The organism is Kitasatospora sp. NBC_01300, from assembly GCF_041435235.1.
Lineage (GTDB): Bacteria > Actinomycetota > Actinomycetes > Streptomycetales > Streptomycetaceae > Kitasatospora.
Map to the genome: position 1 here is coordinate 4273478 of NZ_CP108408.1, position 17353 is coordinate 4290830.

Annotated in this window: 8 protein-coding genes; 3 read left to right on the top strand and 5 right to left on the bottom strand. The window is 75.1% G+C overall.

The annotated features are described in order from the left end of the window. Positions 1-155 precede the first annotated feature (155 nt). The 5 genes from OG556_RS19110 to OG556_RS19130 form a co-directional block, all read right to left on the bottom strand. Positions 156-1778 carry an ABC transporter permease gene (locus tag OG556_RS19110; RefSeq protein WP_371518118.1) on the bottom strand — a complete coding sequence of 541 codons (1623 nt, stop codon included), beginning with the start codon at positions 1776-1778 and terminating at the stop codon, positions 156-158. Continuing rightward, positions 1778-2674: an ABC transporter ATP-binding protein gene (locus OG556_RS19115; RefSeq protein WP_371518120.1), complete on the bottom strand. Its 897-nt coding sequence runs from the start codon at positions 2672-2674 to the stop codon at positions 1778-1780. The genes OG556_RS19110 and OG556_RS19115 overlap by 1 nt, the downstream gene beginning before the upstream one ends. A 3-nt stretch (positions 2675-2677) precedes the next feature. Next, the gene (locus tag OG556_RS19120; RefSeq protein WP_371518122.1) at positions 2678-3442 is read right to left on the bottom strand and encodes a DUF4097 family beta strand repeat-containing protein; all 765 of its coding nucleotides are present in this window, start codon (positions 3440-3442) and stop codon (positions 2678-2680) included. 264 nt (positions 3443-3706) lie between these two features. Next, positions 3707-4669: a TauD/TfdA family dioxygenase gene (locus tag OG556_RS19125; protein WP_371518124.1), complete on the bottom strand. Its 963-nt coding sequence runs from the start codon at positions 4667-4669 to the stop codon at positions 3707-3709. A gap of 43 nt (positions 4670-4712) precedes the next feature. Next, the gene (locus tag OG556_RS19130) at positions 4713-4910 is read right to left on the bottom strand and encodes an MbtH family protein (protein WP_371518125.1); all 198 of its coding nucleotides are present in this window, start codon (positions 4908-4910) and stop codon (positions 4713-4715) included. Between the two features lie 262 nt (positions 4911-5172). On the opposite strand from OG556_RS19130, the gene OG556_RS19135 reads away from it, so the two are divergent. From OG556_RS19135 to OG556_RS19145, 3 genes are all read left to right on the top strand, one after another. After that, on the top strand, positions 5173-6180 hold the full coding sequence (locus tag OG556_RS19135; protein ID WP_371518126.1) for a cyclopropane-fatty-acyl-phospholipid synthase family protein: 1008 nt from the start codon (positions 5173-5175) through the stop codon (positions 6178-6180). A 10-nt stretch (positions 6181-6190) separates the two neighbouring features. After that, on the top strand, positions 6191-7564 hold the full coding sequence (locus tag OG556_RS19140; RefSeq protein WP_371518127.1) for a serine hydrolase domain-containing protein: 1374 nt from the start codon (positions 6191-6193) through the stop codon (positions 7562-7564). A gap of 128 nt (positions 7565-7692) precedes the next feature. Continuing rightward, positions 7693-17349 carry an amino acid adenylation domain-containing protein gene (locus OG556_RS19145; protein WP_371518128.1) on the top strand — a complete coding sequence of 3219 codons (9657 nt, stop codon included), beginning with the start codon at positions 7693-7695 and terminating at the stop codon, positions 17347-17349. Positions 17350-17353: the final 4 nt, after the last annotated feature.

Consider the following 17353-nt stretch of genomic DNA (forward strand, 5'->3'; position numbering starts at 1 on the left):
AGCGGGCGGCCGGGCGGCCGCGGGGGAGCGGGCAGGTCGGGCGGTCGGTGCCGTCGGCCGGACGGGGACGGTCGGAGCGGCGCCCGGACGGGGGTGCCGGGCGCCGCTCGGGCCTGGCGCCGGTCCCGGCCGGGCCTGCCCCGGAGGGCGGTGGTTCAGCGGTTGGCGCGCCGTACGGAGTCCACGCCGAGGGCCAGCGCGGCCAGGAGCACCGCGGCGGCGGCCACCGCGGCCGTGCCCGGGCCCTTGCCCTCCGCCACACCGAGGAAGTCGACCTCGGGGATGCGGTTGAACATCGCGTACCAGAGCAGCGGGTAGAGCGCCTGGAACAGCCGGGGACCGCGGCTGACGATCCCGCAGAGCATCGCCAGGGCGGGCACCACCAGGGCGCCGACCAGGGCGGCGACCGCCGCGCCGGTGTCGCCGGAGGCGATCAGCCGGACGATCGGCACCGCGGTGACGGCCAGCGCCACGGCGATCCCGGCGAGCAGCCCTGCCAGCAGCCGGCGGCCCGCGGCCGGGCAGGCGGCGAGCAGGTCGTCGATGCTCCCGGCGCCGGCGTGGTTGCCCATCCGGGACCAGATGAGCACCGGCCAGAGCACGGTGAGCGGCAGCACCGGGTGGAGGACGTTCCCGCTCGGGACGGACGCGGCGAGCACGGCCAGGGCCAGCGTGCCCAGCCACCACCAGCGCATGCCCTGGAGCAGGACGCGCACCTCGCCGACCAGGGTGGGCAGGAAGGACGAGCCCATCCGGGGCGGCGTCAACAGGGACGGGTCGAGGCCGAAGGAGGTGCCCGCGCCGGTGGCCGGCTCCTCGGCGTGGTGGGCGTGGTGGGCGTGGTCGGCGTGCTCGGCACCGGTCCGGTCGGCCGCGCCCTTGGCGCCCGGGAGCAGCGCGCCGACCGCGCCGATGGCGGCGGACGGGTCGAAGCGGCGGAACCAGAGCACCGCCAGCAGCGCGGCCACCAGCGAACCGGCCACCAGCAGCGCGGCGTTGGCCAGCAGTCCGCCGCCCAGGTCGCCGAGACCGAGGCCCTGCCAGTCGAAGGTGACCGGGGTCTTGTCGTCGGAGGTGAGGCCGACGCCGAAGCGCACCGCCTCGGCCGGGTGCCCGGCCGCCGAGATCGCCCGGCGCATCGACTCGCTGATCCGTTCCATGCTCAGCAGGTCGTACGCGCCGGAGGCCTGGGAGGCCATGATGCCGACCAGCCAGACCACGAACCAGATCAGCGCGCCGACGCCGCCGCGCAGGCCCGGCAGGGTGTCGAAGAGCACCGCGCAGGCCGCGACGAGGGCCAGCAGCGGGAGCGTGATCAGGACGAAGGGCAGCAGCAGGCGCACGACGTCGACGTGGTACGACTCGCCCTTGACCAGCTGCACGCCGAACGCGGTCACCGCGAGGGCGAACAGCATCGAGCCGAGCACCAGCAGGTTGCTGCAGAACTTGCCGAACAGGTACGAGGGCCGGGTCATCGGCGTGGCCGCGAGGATCTGGCCGACGCCGTTGCGCTCGTCCTTGGGGACGGTGCCGCGGGTGATGTTGAAGCCGGCCAGCGCCAACCAGACGGCGCCGCCGAGCGCGGTGACGGTGCCGACGTAGCCGCTGGTGTACAGGCCCCGGTAGCCGCTGATCTGGAAGACCTGCCAGGTCGAGGAGCCGACCGGGGCGGCCAGCAGGCCCAGGGCGAGCGTGCCGAGCAGGACCACCAGGTAGGCGGGGCGGCGTCGGCGCTCCCGGAAGTCGGCGAGGGCGAGCGCGGTGACGGTGCCCGCCATCAGCGCACCACCGTCTGCGGGACGGCGGGAGCCGGGGCGGAGGTCAGCAGCAGGTAGGCGTCGTCGAGCCCCGGCGGGACCGGCTCGGCGTGCTGGGCGGGCGCGTGCGGGGAGATCACCCGGGCGCGGACGCCCTGCGGGGTGCGGGTGGTGCCGCCGAGGACGAACCGCGAGCGCAGGGCCGGGATCTGGTCGGAGGCCACGGTGAGCTCCCAGACCGAGCCCTCGGCGAGCCGCAGGAGCTCCTCCGGGGTGCCGTGGTGGATCAGCCGGCCCTTGCCCATGATGGCGATCCGGTCGGCGGTGGCCGCCACGTCGGAGACGATGTGGGTGGAGAGGATCACGATCCGCTCGGAGCCGAGGCCGGTGAGCAGGTTGCTGAACCGCATCCGCTCCTCCGGGTCGAGGCCGACGGTCGGCTCGTCGACGATCAGCAGCTGGGGGTCGTTGAGCAGCGCCTGGGCGATGCCGACCCGCTGGCGCATGCCGCCGGACATCGAGCCGAGCCGCTGCTTGGCGGCTCCGGAGAGGTTGACCAGGTCGAGCAGCTCGGTGATCCGGGCGTTCGCGGAACGGCCCTGCAGCCCCTTGGCCGAGGCCAGGTAGGAGAGGAACTCGCGGGCGGTCAGCTGCGGGTAGACGCCGAAGTCCTGCGGCAGGTAGCCGATGGTGCGGCGCAGCGGGCCGGGGTTCTCGGCGATGTCGGTGCCGTTCCAGAACACCTGGCCGGAGGTCGGCTTGGTGACGGTGGCCAGGATCCGCATCAGGCTGGACTTGCCGGCGCCGTTGGAGCCGAGCAGGCCGAGCACGCCGGGGCGCAGGGTCAACGAGAAGGAGTCCACCGCGCGCTTGCCGCCGCGGTACTCCTTGGTCAGATCGGTGATCTGGAGTTCCATCGCTCAGTCTTTCGTGTTGACGCGGACGACGCCGACCTTGGAGGCGACGGTGATGGCGTGGGCGGAGTTCGGGTCCTCGTCGACCTCCACGTGGGGGTTGGACGAGCCGGCCTTGGCCTCGACGTGGTAGCGGGTGCCGTCCTCGGGGACCCGCACGGTGATGCTGCCGGTGTCGGACGCGGCCTTGACCTTGTCGGGCGCCTTGACGAAGGTCAGCTTCACGCTGCCGTTCTCGTTGGCGACGTCCACGTCGGCGGAGGAGAGGCCGCTCGCGTCGACCTTGCCCTTGTCGGTGCGGACGGTGAGCGGCGCGACGAGGCCGTCGAGGTCCACCGAGCCCTGCTCGGTCTTCACGTCGAGCTTGCCGTCGACGCCCTTGGCGGTGACGCCCGCCGATCCGCTGCCCTGGACGGTCACGGCCACGCCCTTGGGGACGTGCACGGTGTACTGGGCCTTGCAGTTGAGGACTATGCCGCTGCACTTGCCGGACAGCTTGAGGGTCTCGCCCTCCAGCGTCCAGGCGGCGTTGCCGTCCTTCGCGGCCTGGCCGGCGAGCCTGCGGTCGGCCCTCAGGGTGGTGCCGTCGGCGGGCACCAGGGTCACATCCTTGTCGGTGTCCACGGTGAGGTGCGTGCCCTGGAAGCCGAAGTCCTTGGAATCGTTGCGGGGTTGGGCGTCCAGGTCGTCGCTCACACCGCAGCCCGTGAGCGCGATGGCCAGTGCGGAGATCGGGGCCACCCAGGCCAGCTTGGCGGTCGACATTTTCATACCCGTCATGCTCCCGGCGGGGCAGGGGCCGCAACATCCGCCTTTCGGGAGAGATCGGCGGGGCGTCTCGTTCCTTTGGCCGAGGACGTGCTCTCGTTCTTTCGGCCGGGGCGGTGCGGATGAACGGACAGGGGTGGACCGGGGGTTCACTATACGAATTCCCCGGGGAAAGAGCGCCCGCCCGGTACGGGCCGGTGAAGGCCGTGCCGGGCGGGCGGGGAAGGGGCGTTCGGAAGCGGTTGTCGCGGGCCGTCGGCTCCGGCCTCAGATCAGCACGGTCCGCTTTCCGGTGACGGCGCTGATTCGCCGGGCGTCGCGGGTGAGATTGACCCGCTTGAGCCAGCGGTCGGTGCCGTCGAAGCGGCAGCGGAAGGACTCCCGGCCGTGCACCACCCGGAAGTTGTCGACGAAGACCAGGTCGCCGGGGGCGAGCGAGATCCGCTCCACGTGCTCGCCGAGGACGGCCTGGACGGTCTCCACGGCTTCGGCGGCCGCGGCGTCGCCGGGCAGCGGGCGCATGAAGTCGATGTCGAAGCGCAGGTAGGGGGCGTCCGGGGGGCCGAACAGCACGGCGCCGAGCTGCGAGCCGTCGCCGGCGCTGTCGGGCAGCGAGCCGAGGTTGTGGGAGTCGTCCGGGAGGAACAGGAAGCGCTCCTGGAACAGCACCTCGCGGACGTCCTGAGGCAGGTCGAGCGCCTCGGCGCGGACGTAGGTGGTGCCCACCCGGGTGGGGTTGCGCAGGCACAGCAGGGCCACGTAGTCGCTGCGGCAGGGGTGGAAGACGTCCTCGGTGTGGAAGTTGAGCTCCCTGGTGCTGCTGGCGCTGGTCAGCGAGTTGTCGTCCTCGGGGGTGGGGCAGACGTCGTGGACCAGCCGGCCGGCCTGCTGGCTGGTCCAGCCGAACGGCTCGGCGAGTCCGGCGCCGACCAGGGCCAGCACGCCCTCCTCGTGCCAGCCCGCGCCGAGCTTGGCGGCCGGCTCCCAGCCGAGCGGGGTGGGCTCCAGATCGGCCCGGACCGGAAGGTTGGAGACCACGGTGATGGCCTCCCCGCCGGTGCGGGTCGCGGCGAGGAAGGTCCGCAGCCGCTCCGGCAGCCGCTGGGCGGCGCCGGTGGCGGCCGCGGACATCCGCGAGGGGTCCTGGTCGCCGTTCAGGGACTCCAGGAATTCATCGGCGAGAACCGCGATCTCGTCGCGCTCTTCATCGTGCAACCGCAGCGTGGACACCGCTTTCCTTTCTTTCGCGTCGGTGCGCCCTGGGGATTTCCGGTCAGGACGCGATGGGGCGTGGACGGAGGTCGTTCCAGTTGCTCTCGATGTAATGCAGGCAGTCCTCTCTGGAGTCCGGTCCGTACGTCGACGACCAACCGTCTGGAACGTCGAGGAAGTCCGGCCAGAGGCTGTGCTGGTTCGCCTGGTTGACCAAAACCCGGAAGGTGCCGTCGGCATTCTCGAACGGGTTGCCCATTCGTCTCTCCCTGAACTGGTGTGGAGCTGGCACTGGTACTGGCACCGCTCATGCTGGGAAGCGGTTCGGCGTGCTGACAAGCTCGTTAAGCCAGGCCTTAAATCGGAAAACGGACCCTTCGACTTCGCTTCGCCGAATGCCCGTGAAGGGCCGCTAAATCGCGCTGACCTGCGGTTATCGTGCCCTGCTTAAGGAGCTGGAGCCTGCCGTTGGTTCCGGTCGAAACTGATGTCACCTGCCGGAAACCGAACAGGAGGCATCCATGTCGATCACTGAAGTGGCGATACCCGGGGCAAAACTGACATCGGCCGACATCTACAACTCGGCGGTGGCATCCTGGGCAATTGCCGCAGCCTGGGAGGTGGGCGCGCTCGACGAGCTGAACGGCGCCGCCTCTCTGGATGCGGAGGAACTGGCGGAAAAGCTCGGGCTGGACCCGGTCGCGTCCCGCGGGATGTTCCAGGCGCTCGCCTCGGTCGGGGTCGTCACCCGAGACGGCGGCACGATCAGCCCCGGCCCGCTCTTCGACGAGGTGAACACCTACCGGTCGTACTTCCACTGGCTCAGCCGGGGCTGCTCCGGCCTTTACACCGAAATGCCCTCGGTGCTCCGAAAAGAGAACCGGGTCGGCTCCTTCCACCACCGCGACGGCGCGGCCATCGGCTACGCCTGCCGCGAGCTGTCCTCGTTCTCGTTCGACCCGGCGTTCTGGGCCGCGATGGACCGGCTGCCGTTCGACTTCAAGGTCGCCGCCGACCTCGGCTGCGGCAGCGGCGAGCGGCTCATCCAGCTCGCCAACCGCTACCCGGGCACCCGCGGCCTCGGCCTCGACATCGGCCTCCCGGCCGTCGAGATGACCACTCGTGAGGTGGCCAGGGCCGGCCTGTCCGACCGCATCACCGCCCTCCAGGCGGACGCCCGCGACCTGGCCCCGCACTCCGTCTTCGCGGAGGTCGAGCTGCTCACCTGCTTCATGATGGGCCACGACTTCTGGCCCCGGGAGAACGCCGTCAAGTCGATGCGCACCCTGCGCGAGCGGTTCCCCAACGTGCGCCGCTTCCTGCTGGGCGACACCACCCGCACGGTCGGCTACCCGGACCGCGAGATCCCGCTGTTCAACCTCGGCTTCGAGTCCGCCCACGACCTGATGGGCGTGTACGTGCCCACCGTGGACGAGTGGTACGGGGTGTTCGAGGAGACCGGCTGGAAGCTGGCCGGCGAGCAGCGGATCGAGTCGCCCGCCGCCTCCGTCGTCTTCGAGCTGGAGTGACCCCGACACCATGACGACCACCTCGGCACCCCCCACCAGGAGCGTCGACCCGGCCAGTGCCGGCGGGCTCGGCCGGCTGCTGCACCGACTGATCCGCCGGCACACCGTCCCCGGAGCCCAACTCGCCCTCCTGCACCGGGGCGTGACCTCGGTCGTGGCGGCCGGGGAGGAGCGCTGCGACAGCGGCCGGCCGGTCACCGCGGAGTCCCGGTTCCCGGTCGGCTCGCTCACCAAGCCGTTCACCGCCGCGCTGCTGACGACCCTGGCGGACGAGGGCGAGGCGGACCCGGACGCCCCGCTCGGCGGGCAGTTCCGCGAGTTCGCGGCGCTGCCCGGGGCGCTCGGGAGCGAACTGACGCTGCGGCACCTGCTCACCCACACCGGCGGACTGCCCGGGAGCCACCCCGCCGAGCAGCCGCCGGCCGACCGCGACCAGTACCTCAGGGAGGCCGCGGCGGCCGTGGTCTGCCCGCCGGGCACGGCCTTCTCCTACTCCAACGTCGGGCTGGTGGCGGCCGGGCGGGTCGCCGAACTGGCCCTCGGCATGCCGTGGGAGGAGGCCGTCACCTCGGTCCTGCTGCGTCCGCTCGGCATCCGCGCGGCCTTCGTCACCGGCCCGGGCGCCGCCGCCGGGCACGTCCCCGGGCACGCCGCGCAGCCGGCGTACGGCACCGCCCGCCCGGTGGCCCAGCTGCTGCCGCCGGTGGAGGCGCCGGCCGGAGCGCTCGCGCTCGCCGCCGCGGACCTGCTGCGGTTCGGCACCCTGCTCGCGGACGAACCGGTGCGCCCGCGAGGGCCGCTGCTGCCGCCGCCCCGGGTCACCGAGGCGATGCGCCGGATCGAGCCGAACACCGACGCGTTCGGCCTGGCCGACGCCTGGGGCCTCGGCCTCGCGCACTACCTGGCCCCGGACGGCCGGACCTGGGTCGGTCACGACGGCACCGGCGACGGCACCTCCTGCCACCTGCGGGTCGACCCGCAGGAGGGCACGGTCGTCGCGCTGACCACCAACGCGGGCACCGGACTCGCGCTCTGGGACGACCTGCTGGCCGAACTGCGCGAGGCCGGGGTCGAGGTCGGCAGCCACCCCTTCACCCGGCTGCGCGGCGACGCGCCGCCGGCCCCCGACCACCTCCTCGCCGACTGCGCGGGGACCTACCGCAACGGCGCCACCGAGTACCGCCTGGTCCGCGACCCGGACGGCCTGCGGCTCGACCAGGGAGGCCGACCGTTCGCCCGGCTCGCCGTCCGGTCGGACCTGGCGTTCTCGGTCGTCGAGCTGACCACCGAGCGGACCGGCTACACCGGCCGCTTCCACCGGGACCCGGTCACCGGGCGGATCGACCGCATGCAGGTCGGCGGGCGCCTGGCGGCCCGGTGGTGAGCGGCGGCACACGGCAGTAACCAGCGTGTTCCGGACTCCCGCGACCCGCGGGAGTCCGAAGCCGTCGTCGGACCGGACGGCCGGGCGGCTGAACGGGCAGAGCAGACCGAAGGGCAGGAGAGACGACCATGTCGCACGAGGCGGCTTCCCCGGACGCACGGCTCATCACTGGCACCGACCCGGCGTCGGCGGAGGCGGCGGGGTGGCACGCGGGACCGCCGGCGCCCGCCGCCGCAACCCTGCCCGAGCTGCTGCGCCGGCAGGTCGGGCGGGCCCCGGGGGCGCCCGCGCTGGTGTCCGGGGCCGGCACCCTCTCGTACGCCGAGCTGGACAGCCGGACCAACCGGCTGGCGCACCTGCTGATCGACCGGGGCGTCGGCCCCGGCAGCATCGTGGCGCTCGGCATGGCCCGCGGCGCGGACCTCGTGCTGGCGGCCGTCGCCACCACCAAGGCCGGCGCCGCCTACCTGCCGGTCGATCCGGCCTACCCGGCCGAGCGGGTCGCCTACGTCCTCGCCGACGCCTCGCCGCGGCTGCTGCTCACCAACGGCGCCGGCTCGGTCCGGGCCGCCGCCGGCGCGTCGGCCGTGCTGGACCTCGCCGACCCGGCCGTCGCCGAGGCGCTGGCGGGCTGCCCGGACACCGACCCGGCCGCGGCCGGGAAGGTCGGGCCGGGACACCCGCTGGACGCCGCGTACGTCATCTACACCTCCGGATCCACCGGGCGCCCCAAGGGCGTGGCCGTGCCCCACCACGGCCTCGCCGCCCTCACCGCCCAGCACGTCGCCCGGCTGGCGGCCGGCCCCGGTTCCCGGGTGCTGCAGTTCGCCAGCCCCAGTTTCGACGCCTCGGTGTTCGAACTCTCCATGGCGCTGCTCACCGGCGGCACGCTGGTCCTGGCCGACGCCGCGCGGCTGGTGCCCGGTCCGGGCTTCGCCGACCTGCTGGCCGAACTGCGGATCACCCACGTCACCCTGCCGCCGGCGGTGCTCGCCACCCTGCCGGACGGGGCGGTCCCGGCCGGTGTCACCGTCGTCACGGCCGGCGAGGCCTGCTCCGCCGCGGTCGCGGCCCGCTGGGCGCCCGGCCGGCTGATGGTCAACGGGTACGGGCCGACCGAGTCCACCGTCTGCGCCACCATGAGCGACCCGATCCCCGGGGACGGCACCGCCCCCGACATCGGACGCCCGGTGACCGGCACCCGGGTGCACGTCCTCGACGAGCGGCTGCGGCCGGTCGCCCCCGGCGCCGTCGGCGAGCTGTACGTGGCCGGGAACGGGCTGGCGCTCGGCTACCTGGGCCGCCCCGGTCTGACCGCCGAGCGCTTCGTCGCCGACCCGTACGGACCGGCCGGCGGCCGCCTCTACCGCACCGGCGACCTCGCCGAGTGGACCGCGGACGGCGTGCTGCGCTACCGCGGCCGGACCGACGACCAGGTCAAGATCCGGGGCTTCCGGGTCGAGCTGGGCGAGGTCGAGGCCGCCGTGCTGACCCACCCGGCCGTCGCCGAGGCCGCCGCCGGAGCACCCGAGGACGAGCGCGGCCACCGCCGACTGGTCGTCCACGTGCGCGCGGAGGCGGGCCTGGCCGCGCCCACCCGGGCCGAGCTCGCCGCCCACCTGCGCCGCACCCTGCCCGAGCACCTGCTGCCCTCCGCGGTGGTCCCGGTCGGGCACTTCCCGCTCAACCCCTCCGGAAAGGTGGACCGCGCCGAGCTGCCCGCGCCGGACTGGACCGGCCGCGGGGTCGCCCACGTGCCGGCGGACGGCCCGGTCGAGGAGGCCGTGGTCCGGATCTGGGAGGAGGCCCTCGGCACCACCGGGGTCGGGACCACCGACGACTTCTTCGACCTCGGCGGCGACTCGCTGCTGGGCGCCCGCGTCCTGGCCCGGCTGAAGGCGGAGTTCGGCACCGCGCCGAGCCTGCGCGAGCTGTTCGCCGCGCCGACCGCGGGCGCGGTCGCCGCCCTGGTCGGACCGGCCGGGCACACCCCCGCCCCGGCCGGGGCCGTCGCGCGCGACGGCGCGCCGGGTGGCCACGGCGGCACCGTGCCGATGTCCTTCGCCCAGGAGAGCCTCTGGTTCCTCCACGACGCCGCCCCGGCCCTGGCCGGGTACGGTGCCGCGGTCGGCATCGAGCTGACCGGCGAACTGGACGACGAGGCGCTGCGCGCCGCCCTGGGCGCGGTGCTCGCCCGGCACGAGGTGCTCCGCACCACCTTCCGGGCCGGCGAGCACGGCGGCGTCCAGGTGGTGCACGAGCCCGGCGAGCCCGCGCTCGACGTGGTCGACCTCACCGCGCTGTCGGCCGGGAAGGCGGCGGACGAGCAGGAGCGACTGCTCGCCGAGGCGACGGCCCGTCCGTTCGACCTGGTGGCCGGGCCGCTGCTGCGCGCCCTGCTGATCCATCTGCCCGGGCAGCGGCACGTGCTGGTGCTGGACCAGCACCACATCGTCACCGACGGCTGGTCCACCCGCGCCCTGCTCCGGGAGCTCTTCGAGTTGTACGGCCGGGCCGTGCGCGGGCCGCTCGGCCCGGTGGCGCCGGCGCCCGACCAGTTCGCCCGCCACGCCGCCGACCAGCGCGACCGGGCCCGGGCCGGCGCCTGGGACGCCGACATCGCGTACTGGCGCGAGCGGCTCGCCGACCTGCCGCCGCTCGACCTGCCCGCCGACCGGCCGCGCTCGGCGGCCCGCACCGGCGCCGGCGCCCTGCACCGGTTCCGCGTCCCGGCCGAGCTGGCCGCCGGGCTGCGCGCCCTGTCCCGGGCCCGCCGGGCCACCGTCTTCATGACGCTGACCGCCGCCGTGCACGTCCTGCTGGCCCGGCACAGCGGCCAGCGCGACTTCGCCCTCGGCATCGCCACCGCCGGTCGCCGCGACGGCGTGGACGACGACACCCAGGGCTTCTTCGCCAACCTGGTGCCGCTGCGCACCGGGCTCGACCCCGCCCGGCCGTTCGGCGAACTCGTCGACGCCGTACGGGAGTCCACCCTGGTCGCGGTCGAGCACGGCGAGGTGCCGTTCGACCGGCTGGTCGAGGCGCTGCGTCCGGTCCGCGAACCGGGCCGGATGCCGCTGGTGCAGACCGCCGTCACCTACCAGGAGCCGCTGCTGCGCCCCGGGGCGGCGGCCGCCGGGCTCGACCTGGCCGAGGCCGAACTCCCGCGCTCCTCCTCGCGGTTCGACCTGCTCTTCGAGTTCTGGAACCACAGCGACACGCTCGGCGCCGGCATCGAGTACAGCACCGACCTGTTCACCGCCGCCACGGTGGCCCGGCTGGCGGACCACCTGCTCGGCCTGCTCCGGTCGGCCGTCGCCGACGCCGGCACGCCCGCCGGGGAGCTCGCCCTGGTCGGCGCGCAGGACGCCGGGGCCCGGCGGGCCCGGGCCGACTGGCACGACACCGGGACCACCTACCCGCGCGAGGCCCGGGTCCACGAGCTGTTCGAGCACGTCGCCCGGCTCCGCCCGGACGCCGTCGCCCTGGTGCACGAGGAGACCGAAGTCCGCTACGGCGAGCTCAACGCCCGGGCCAACCGGCTGGCCCGCCGACTGGCGGCCGCCGGGGTCGGGCGCGGCACGCTCGTCCCGGTCTGCGCCCGGCGCTCGCCCGGGATGGTCGTCGGGCTGCTGGCGGTGCTCAAGGCCGGCGGCGCCTACGCGCTGCTCGACACCGGCCTGCCGGTCGAGCGGCTGCGGCTGATGATCGAGGACCTGGCCGCGCCGGTCGCGCTCGTCGGGGCCGACGCCGAGGCGACCGTCCGGGCGGCCTGGCCCGCCGCGGGCGACCCGGTCCTGCTGTCGCTCACCGACCCGGCCACCGACGCCGAGGACGACTCCGACCCGGCCGTCCCGGGCAGCGCCGAGGACCCGGCGACGGTGATGTTCACCTCCGGCTCCACCGGTCGGCCCAAGGGCGTGCTGGCGGCCCACCGCGCCACCGTGCGCACCTTCGTCGGCACCGACTACGCCCGGTTCGGGCCGGACGAGGTGGTCCTGCAGTCGGCGCCGATCTCCTGGGACGCGTTCTCCCTGGAGCTGTTCGGCGCGCTGCTGCACGGCGCCCGCTGCGTCCTCCAGCCGGCCCCCACGCCCGAGCCGGAGGCGATCGCCGAACTCGTCGAGCGGCACGGCGTCACCACCCTGTGGCTGTCCTCCAGCCTGTTCAACGTGATGGCCGAGGAGTACCCGGGCATCTTCGGGACGCTCCGCCAGGTGCTGACCGGCGGCGAGGCCGTCTCGGTCGAGCACGTCGGCCGGGTGCTGCGCCGCCACCCCGGGCTGCGCCTGGTCAACGGCTACGGACCGGTGGAGTCCATGGTGTTCGCCACCACCCACCGGATCACCGAGCGGGACCTGGAGCGGGCCTCGGTGCCGATCGGCCGCCCGCTGGCCAACACCCGGGTCCACCTGCTGGACCAGGACGGCCGGCCGGTGGCGGACGGCGTGCCCGGCGAGCTGTACCTGGCCGGCGACGGCCTGGCGATCGGCTACCTGGGCCGGCCCGAGCTGACCGCCGAGCGGTTCGGCCCCGCGGTCTTCGACCCGGCCGAGCGGCTCTACCGCACCGGCGACCTGGCCCGGATGCTGCCCGAGGGCGTGCTGGAGTTCCTCGGCCGGGCAGACGACCAGGTCAAGGTGCGCGGCTTCCGGATCGAGCCCGGCGAGATCGTCGCCGCCCTGCTGCGGCTGCCGGAGCTGGCCGACGCCGCCGTCCTGGCCCTGCCGGACGGCGCGGGCTCCAAGCGCCTGGTCGGCTACCTGGTGCCCCGGGACGCCGAGCAGGGCGCGGACACCGCCGGGGTGCGCGCCGCACTGGCGGAGCACCTGCCCTCGTACATGGTGCCGTCCGCCTTCGTCACGCTGCCGGCGCTGCCGCGCAACGCCGCGGGGAAGCTCGACCGGGCCGCCCTGCCGGTGCCCGAGGCCGACGCCGGGCGGGCCCACCTGGCGCCGCGCGACGAGAAGGAGCGGCTGCTCGCGCGGACCTGGGCCCGGCTGCTCGGCGTGGAGCGGGTCGGCGTCGAGGACAACTTCTTCGAGCTGGGCGGGGACTCCATCCTCACCATGCGGGTCGCCGCCCGGGCCCGCGCCGAGGGGCTCGCCCTGCGCTCCGGCGACGTGATGCGGCATCAGACCGTCGCCGCACTCGCCGCCGTGGCGGTCTGGGCCCGGGACGAGGCGCCCGCCGCCGAACAGGGCCCGGTCGAGGGCGAGCTGCCGCTCACCCCGGTCCAGCGCTGGTTCCACGGCACCGACCCGGCCCGGCCCGGGCACTTCGACCAGACCGTCCGGGTCGAACTGGCCCCCGGAGTCGACGAGTCGGTCCTGGAGCGGGCGCTGCGCGCCCTGTTCGCGCAGCACGACGCGCTGCGGCTGCGCTTCACCGGGACCGTCGGCCACCACGCGCCCGGCCGGGGCGGCCCCCTGCTGCACGTCGTCGACCTGGCCGGCCTGCCGGTCGACGAGCAGGACCGCCGGATCGACGACGTGGCCGAGCGGGCCGAGGAGTTCGACCTCGCCGAGGGCCCGCTGTTCGGCGCCACCCTGCTGCGTGGTGACACCGGGCGGCCGGACGTGCTGGTGCTGGCGGCCCACCACCTGGTGGTCGACGGCGTCTCCTGGCGCATCCTGCTGGAGGACCTCGCCGACGCCTACCGGCAGGCCGCGGTCGGCCGGGAGGTGCGGCTCGGCGCCAAGACCACCTCGTTCCGGGCCTGGGCGCTCGACCTCGAAACCCGCACCGCCGCCGGCGAGTTCGAGCCCGAGCGGGCGTACTGGGACGGCGTGCCGGACCCGGCGACGCCCCGGCTGCCGCGCGACCGGGCCGGTGCCAACACCGCGGCCTCGACCCGCACACTGACCGTCCGGCTGACCGCCGCCGAGACGGACGCGGTGCTCCGGGAGCTCCCGGCCCGCTACCAGGGCGGCCCGGACGACGTCCTGCTGAGCGCGCTCGGCACCGCGCTGGCCGCCTGGACCGGCCTGCCGAAGGTGCTGGTGGACCTGGAGGGCCACGGCCGGGTCGAGCGGGACGGCACCGACCTGTCCCGCACCGTCGGCTGGTTCACCGCCGTGTACCCCGTCGCCCTCGACCTGCCCGACCCGGCCGCCGGCTGGCCGGCCGTGCTCAAGTCCGTCAAGCAGCGGCTGCGGGACGTCCCCGGCGGCGGCCTCGGCCACGGCGCGCTGCGCGACGCGGCCGCCCACCGCGCCGAGCGCGACCGCGCGCCCGAGGTGAGCTTCAACTACCTCGGCCGCTTCGAGGAACTGCCCGAGGGCGGCCCGTTCGAGGCGGGCACCCGGCCGCGGATGTGGCTGCGGCAGTCCCCGGAGTCGGTCCGTCCCCACCTGCTCGACGTCATCGCCGTCCTCGGCGACGGCGGCGCCCTGGAGCTGCTCTGGCAGTACTCCGACCAGGTGTACGAGGAGGCCACCGTACGGCGTCTCGCCGAGGCCACCGCCGACGCGCTGCGCGCGCTGGCCGCGCACGCGGGCGAGCCCGGAGCCGGCGGCCGGACCCCCTCGGACTTCCCGCTGCTGCGGCTGGACCAGGCCGCGGTGGACCGGCTGGCCGGTGACGGCCGGGCGGTGGCGGACCTCTACCCGCTCACCGCGATGCAGGCCGGCATGCTCTTCCACTCGTTGGAGGCCGCCGCCGAGACCGGCGGTCAGGACGCCTACTTCGCCCAGTTCGCCTTCGTGCTGGACGGCGTGGACCGCGTCGACCTGCTGGAACGCGCCTGGTGCGGCATCGTCGACCGAACCCCGGTGCTGCGCACCACGGTCGCCGACACCGGGGCCGGCGGGTTCGTCCAGCGGGTGCTGCGGACCGTCCCCACCCCGTTGACCGTGCTGGACTGGAGCGGACTGGACGAGGCCGGACGGGCCGAGGCGCTGGAGCGGCTCTTCGCCGCCGACCGCGCGCTCGGCGTGGACCTGGCCGGCGGCCCGCTCACCCGGCTCACCGCGGCCCGGCTGGACGGCGGCTCGCTCCACCTGCTGTGGACCTTCCACCACGCGCTGCTGGACGGCTGGAGCCTCTACCAGGTGCTCTCCGACCTGTTCGCCGAGTACGCGGCGCTGCGCGCCGGCCGGCCGTCCGCCGCCGTCGAGCGGCCGCCGTTCCGCGACTACGTGGCCTGGCAGCTCGCCCGGGACACCGGCGAGGCGCAGCGGTACTTCACCGAGCGGCTGGCGAGCCTGACCGCCGCCACCCCGCTGCCCTTCGACCGCAGGCCGACCGGCGAGCACCGGGTCAGGTCCTCCGCGCGGCTGCGGGTGGAACTGCCGGCGGAGCTGTCCGCCCGGGTCTACCGGGCCGCGCGGGACCGGCAGGTCACCGTGAACACGGTGGTCCAGGGCGCCTGGGCGCTGCTGCTGTCCCGGCTGTCCGGGCAGGGCGACGTGTGCTTCGGCGCGACCGTCTCCGGCCGTCCCAACGACCTCGACGGCGCACCGGACATGGTCGGGCTGTTCATCGGCACCCTGCCGGTCCGCGCCCTCGCGGACCCGCGGGCCGAGCTCGGGCCCTGGCTGCGCGAGCTCCAGCAGGAGCAGGTGCGGGCCCGCGTGCACGAGCACCTGCCGCTCACCGCGATCCAGGCCGGCAGCGGGATCGCCGCCCCGGCCAGGCTCTTCGACAGCGTGCTGGTCTTCGAGAACTACCCGGTGGACGACGCCGCGCTCACCGTCGGCGGCCTCGCCCTGCGCGACGTGAGCGCCGACGCCGAGACCACCAACTACCCGGTGGCGGTGGGCGTCTACCCGACCGAGCGGCTGACCTTCTCGTTCGCCTACGACCCCGCCCTGTTCGACGAGCGGACGGTGCGGACCTTCGCCGACCGGCTCGGTCTGCTGCTGGGCGGCATGGCCGAGCCGGAGCGGGACGCACCGACCCGGCTGGTGGACCTGCCCTGGCTGACCGAGGACGAGCTGGGGCGGCACCTGACCGGCGACGACACCGCGGTCGCCGTGGACCGCACCACCGTGCCGGAGCGGATCGCCGCCCAGGCCCGGCGCACTCCCGCGGCGCTCGCGCTGACCGGCCCCGACGGCCGCCTCGACTACGCGGACCTGGCCGCGCGCTCCGACGCGTTGGCCGCCCGGCTGCGCGCCGCCGGGGTCGGCACCGAGGACGTGGTGGCCGTCGCCATGCGGCCCTCCGCGCTGCTGGTGGTGACCCTGCTCGCGGTGTGGAAGGCCGGCGCCGGGTACGTGCCGCTGGACCTCCAGCACCCGGCCCGGCGGCTCGGCGCCCTGCTCGCCGAGTGCGGCCCGGTGCGGCTGCTGGCGGACGCCGAGGGCGCGGCTGCCCTGGCCGGCGAGGTGCCGGCCGGCTGCCCGGTGGACCTGGTGGACCTGGCGGGCCTGGCGGGCCCGTACGAGCGCACCGCGGTCGTGCGACCCGCCCCGGCGGACACCGCGTACGTGCTCTACACCTCCGGTTCGACCGGCACCCCCAAGGGCGTGGTCGTCGAGCACGCCTCGCTGGCGCACTACCTGGCCCACGCCGCCGACGCGTATCCGGGCCTGCGCACCTCGGCCCTGCTGCACTCCTCGATCGCCTTCGACCTCACCGTCACCGCGCTGTGGACCCCGCTGACCCTGGGCGGCACGGTCGTGGTGTCCCCGCTGGAGCCGGACGCGCTCGCCGAACTGGCCGCCGCCGGCACCGCGGTGGGCTTCGTCAAGGCGACGCCCAGTCACCTCCCGCTGCTGGAGTGCCTGCCCGACGTGGCGGCCGGCTCGGCCGACCTGGTGGTCGGCGGCGAGCAGCTGCCCGGCGAGAGCCTCGCCGGCTGGCGGGCCCGGCACCCCGGCAGCGCGGTGATCAACGAGTACGGGCCGACCGAGGCGACCGTGGGCTGCATCGTGTACCGGGCCGAGCCCGGGCAGCCGCTCGCCCCGGGCGCCGTCCCGATCGGCCGGCCGATCCGCAACACCCGGGTCCACCTGCTCGACGGCACGCTGCGCCCGGTGCCCGACGGCGTCACCGGCGAGCTGTACCTCGGCGGCGACGGCCTGGCCCGCGGCTACCGGGGCCGTCCGGCGCTGACCGCCGAGCGGTTCGTCGCCGCCCCGTTCGGTCCGCCCGGGGGACGGCTCTACCGCACCGGCGACCTGGCCCGGCGCCGTGCCGACGGCGTGATCGAGTACCTGGGCAGGGTCGACGACCAGGTGAAGGTGCGGGGCTTCCGGATCGAACTCGGCGAGGTGGAGAGCGCGTTGACCCGCCACCCGGGCGTCGCCGCGGCCGCTGCCACGGTCGCCGACGGGGTGCTCGGCGGGCACGTGGTGACCACCGGCGGCCCGGACGCGCCGGACGCGGCCGAGCTGCGCCGCTTCCTGGCCGGGCTGCTGCCCGAGCACATGGTCCCGGCGGGCTTCGCCTTCGTCCCGGCGCTGCCCCTCACCCCCAACGGCAAGGTCGACCGGGCGGCGCTCGGCCGACCCGCGGAACGGCCCGCCGAGCCCGCGGCACCGGAGTCGCGGGAGCCGCTGACGCCCACCGAGCAGGCCCTGGCGGACATCTGGTCGGACGTCCTGGAGGTGGCGCAGGTCGGCCGGGACGACGACTTCATCGGCCTGGGCGGGGACTCCATCCGGAGCCTGGGCGTGATGGCGAGCGTCCGCAGGGCGTTCGGGATCTCCCTGTCGCCGCGGGAGGTGATGACGGCCCGGACCGTCTCCGAGCTGGCGGCGCTCATCGAGGACAAGGTCCTGGCGGACATCCTGGCCGCCGAGGGACTGGCGGACACCGGCACGAGCAGCGAGGCATGAGGAG

Coding starts and splice junctions, on each gene's coding strand:
- OG556_RS19145 (WP_371518128.1), top strand. CDS start 7,693: ATGTCGCACGAGGCGGCTTCCCCGGACGCACGGCTCATCACTGGCACC.
- OG556_RS19120 (WP_371518122.1), bottom strand. CDS start 3,442: ATGAAAATGTCGACCGCCAAGCTGGCCTGGGTGGCCCCGATCTCCGCA.
- OG556_RS19115 (WP_371518120.1), bottom strand. CDS start 2,674: ATGGAACTCCAGATCACCGATCTGACCAAGGAGTACCGCGGCGGCAAG.
- OG556_RS19110 (WP_371518118.1), bottom strand. CDS start 1,778: ATGGCGGGCACCGTCACCGCGCTCGCCCTCGCCGACTTCCGGGAGCGC.
- OG556_RS19130 (WP_371518125.1), bottom strand. CDS start 4,910: ATGGGCAACCCGTTCGAGAATGCCGACGGCACCTTCCGGGTTTTGGTC.
- OG556_RS19140 (WP_371518127.1), top strand. CDS start 6,191: ATGACGACCACCTCGGCACCCCCCACCAGGAGCGTCGACCCGGCCAGT.
- OG556_RS19135 (WP_371518126.1), top strand. CDS start 5,173: ATGTCGATCACTGAAGTGGCGATACCCGGGGCAAAACTGACATCGGCC.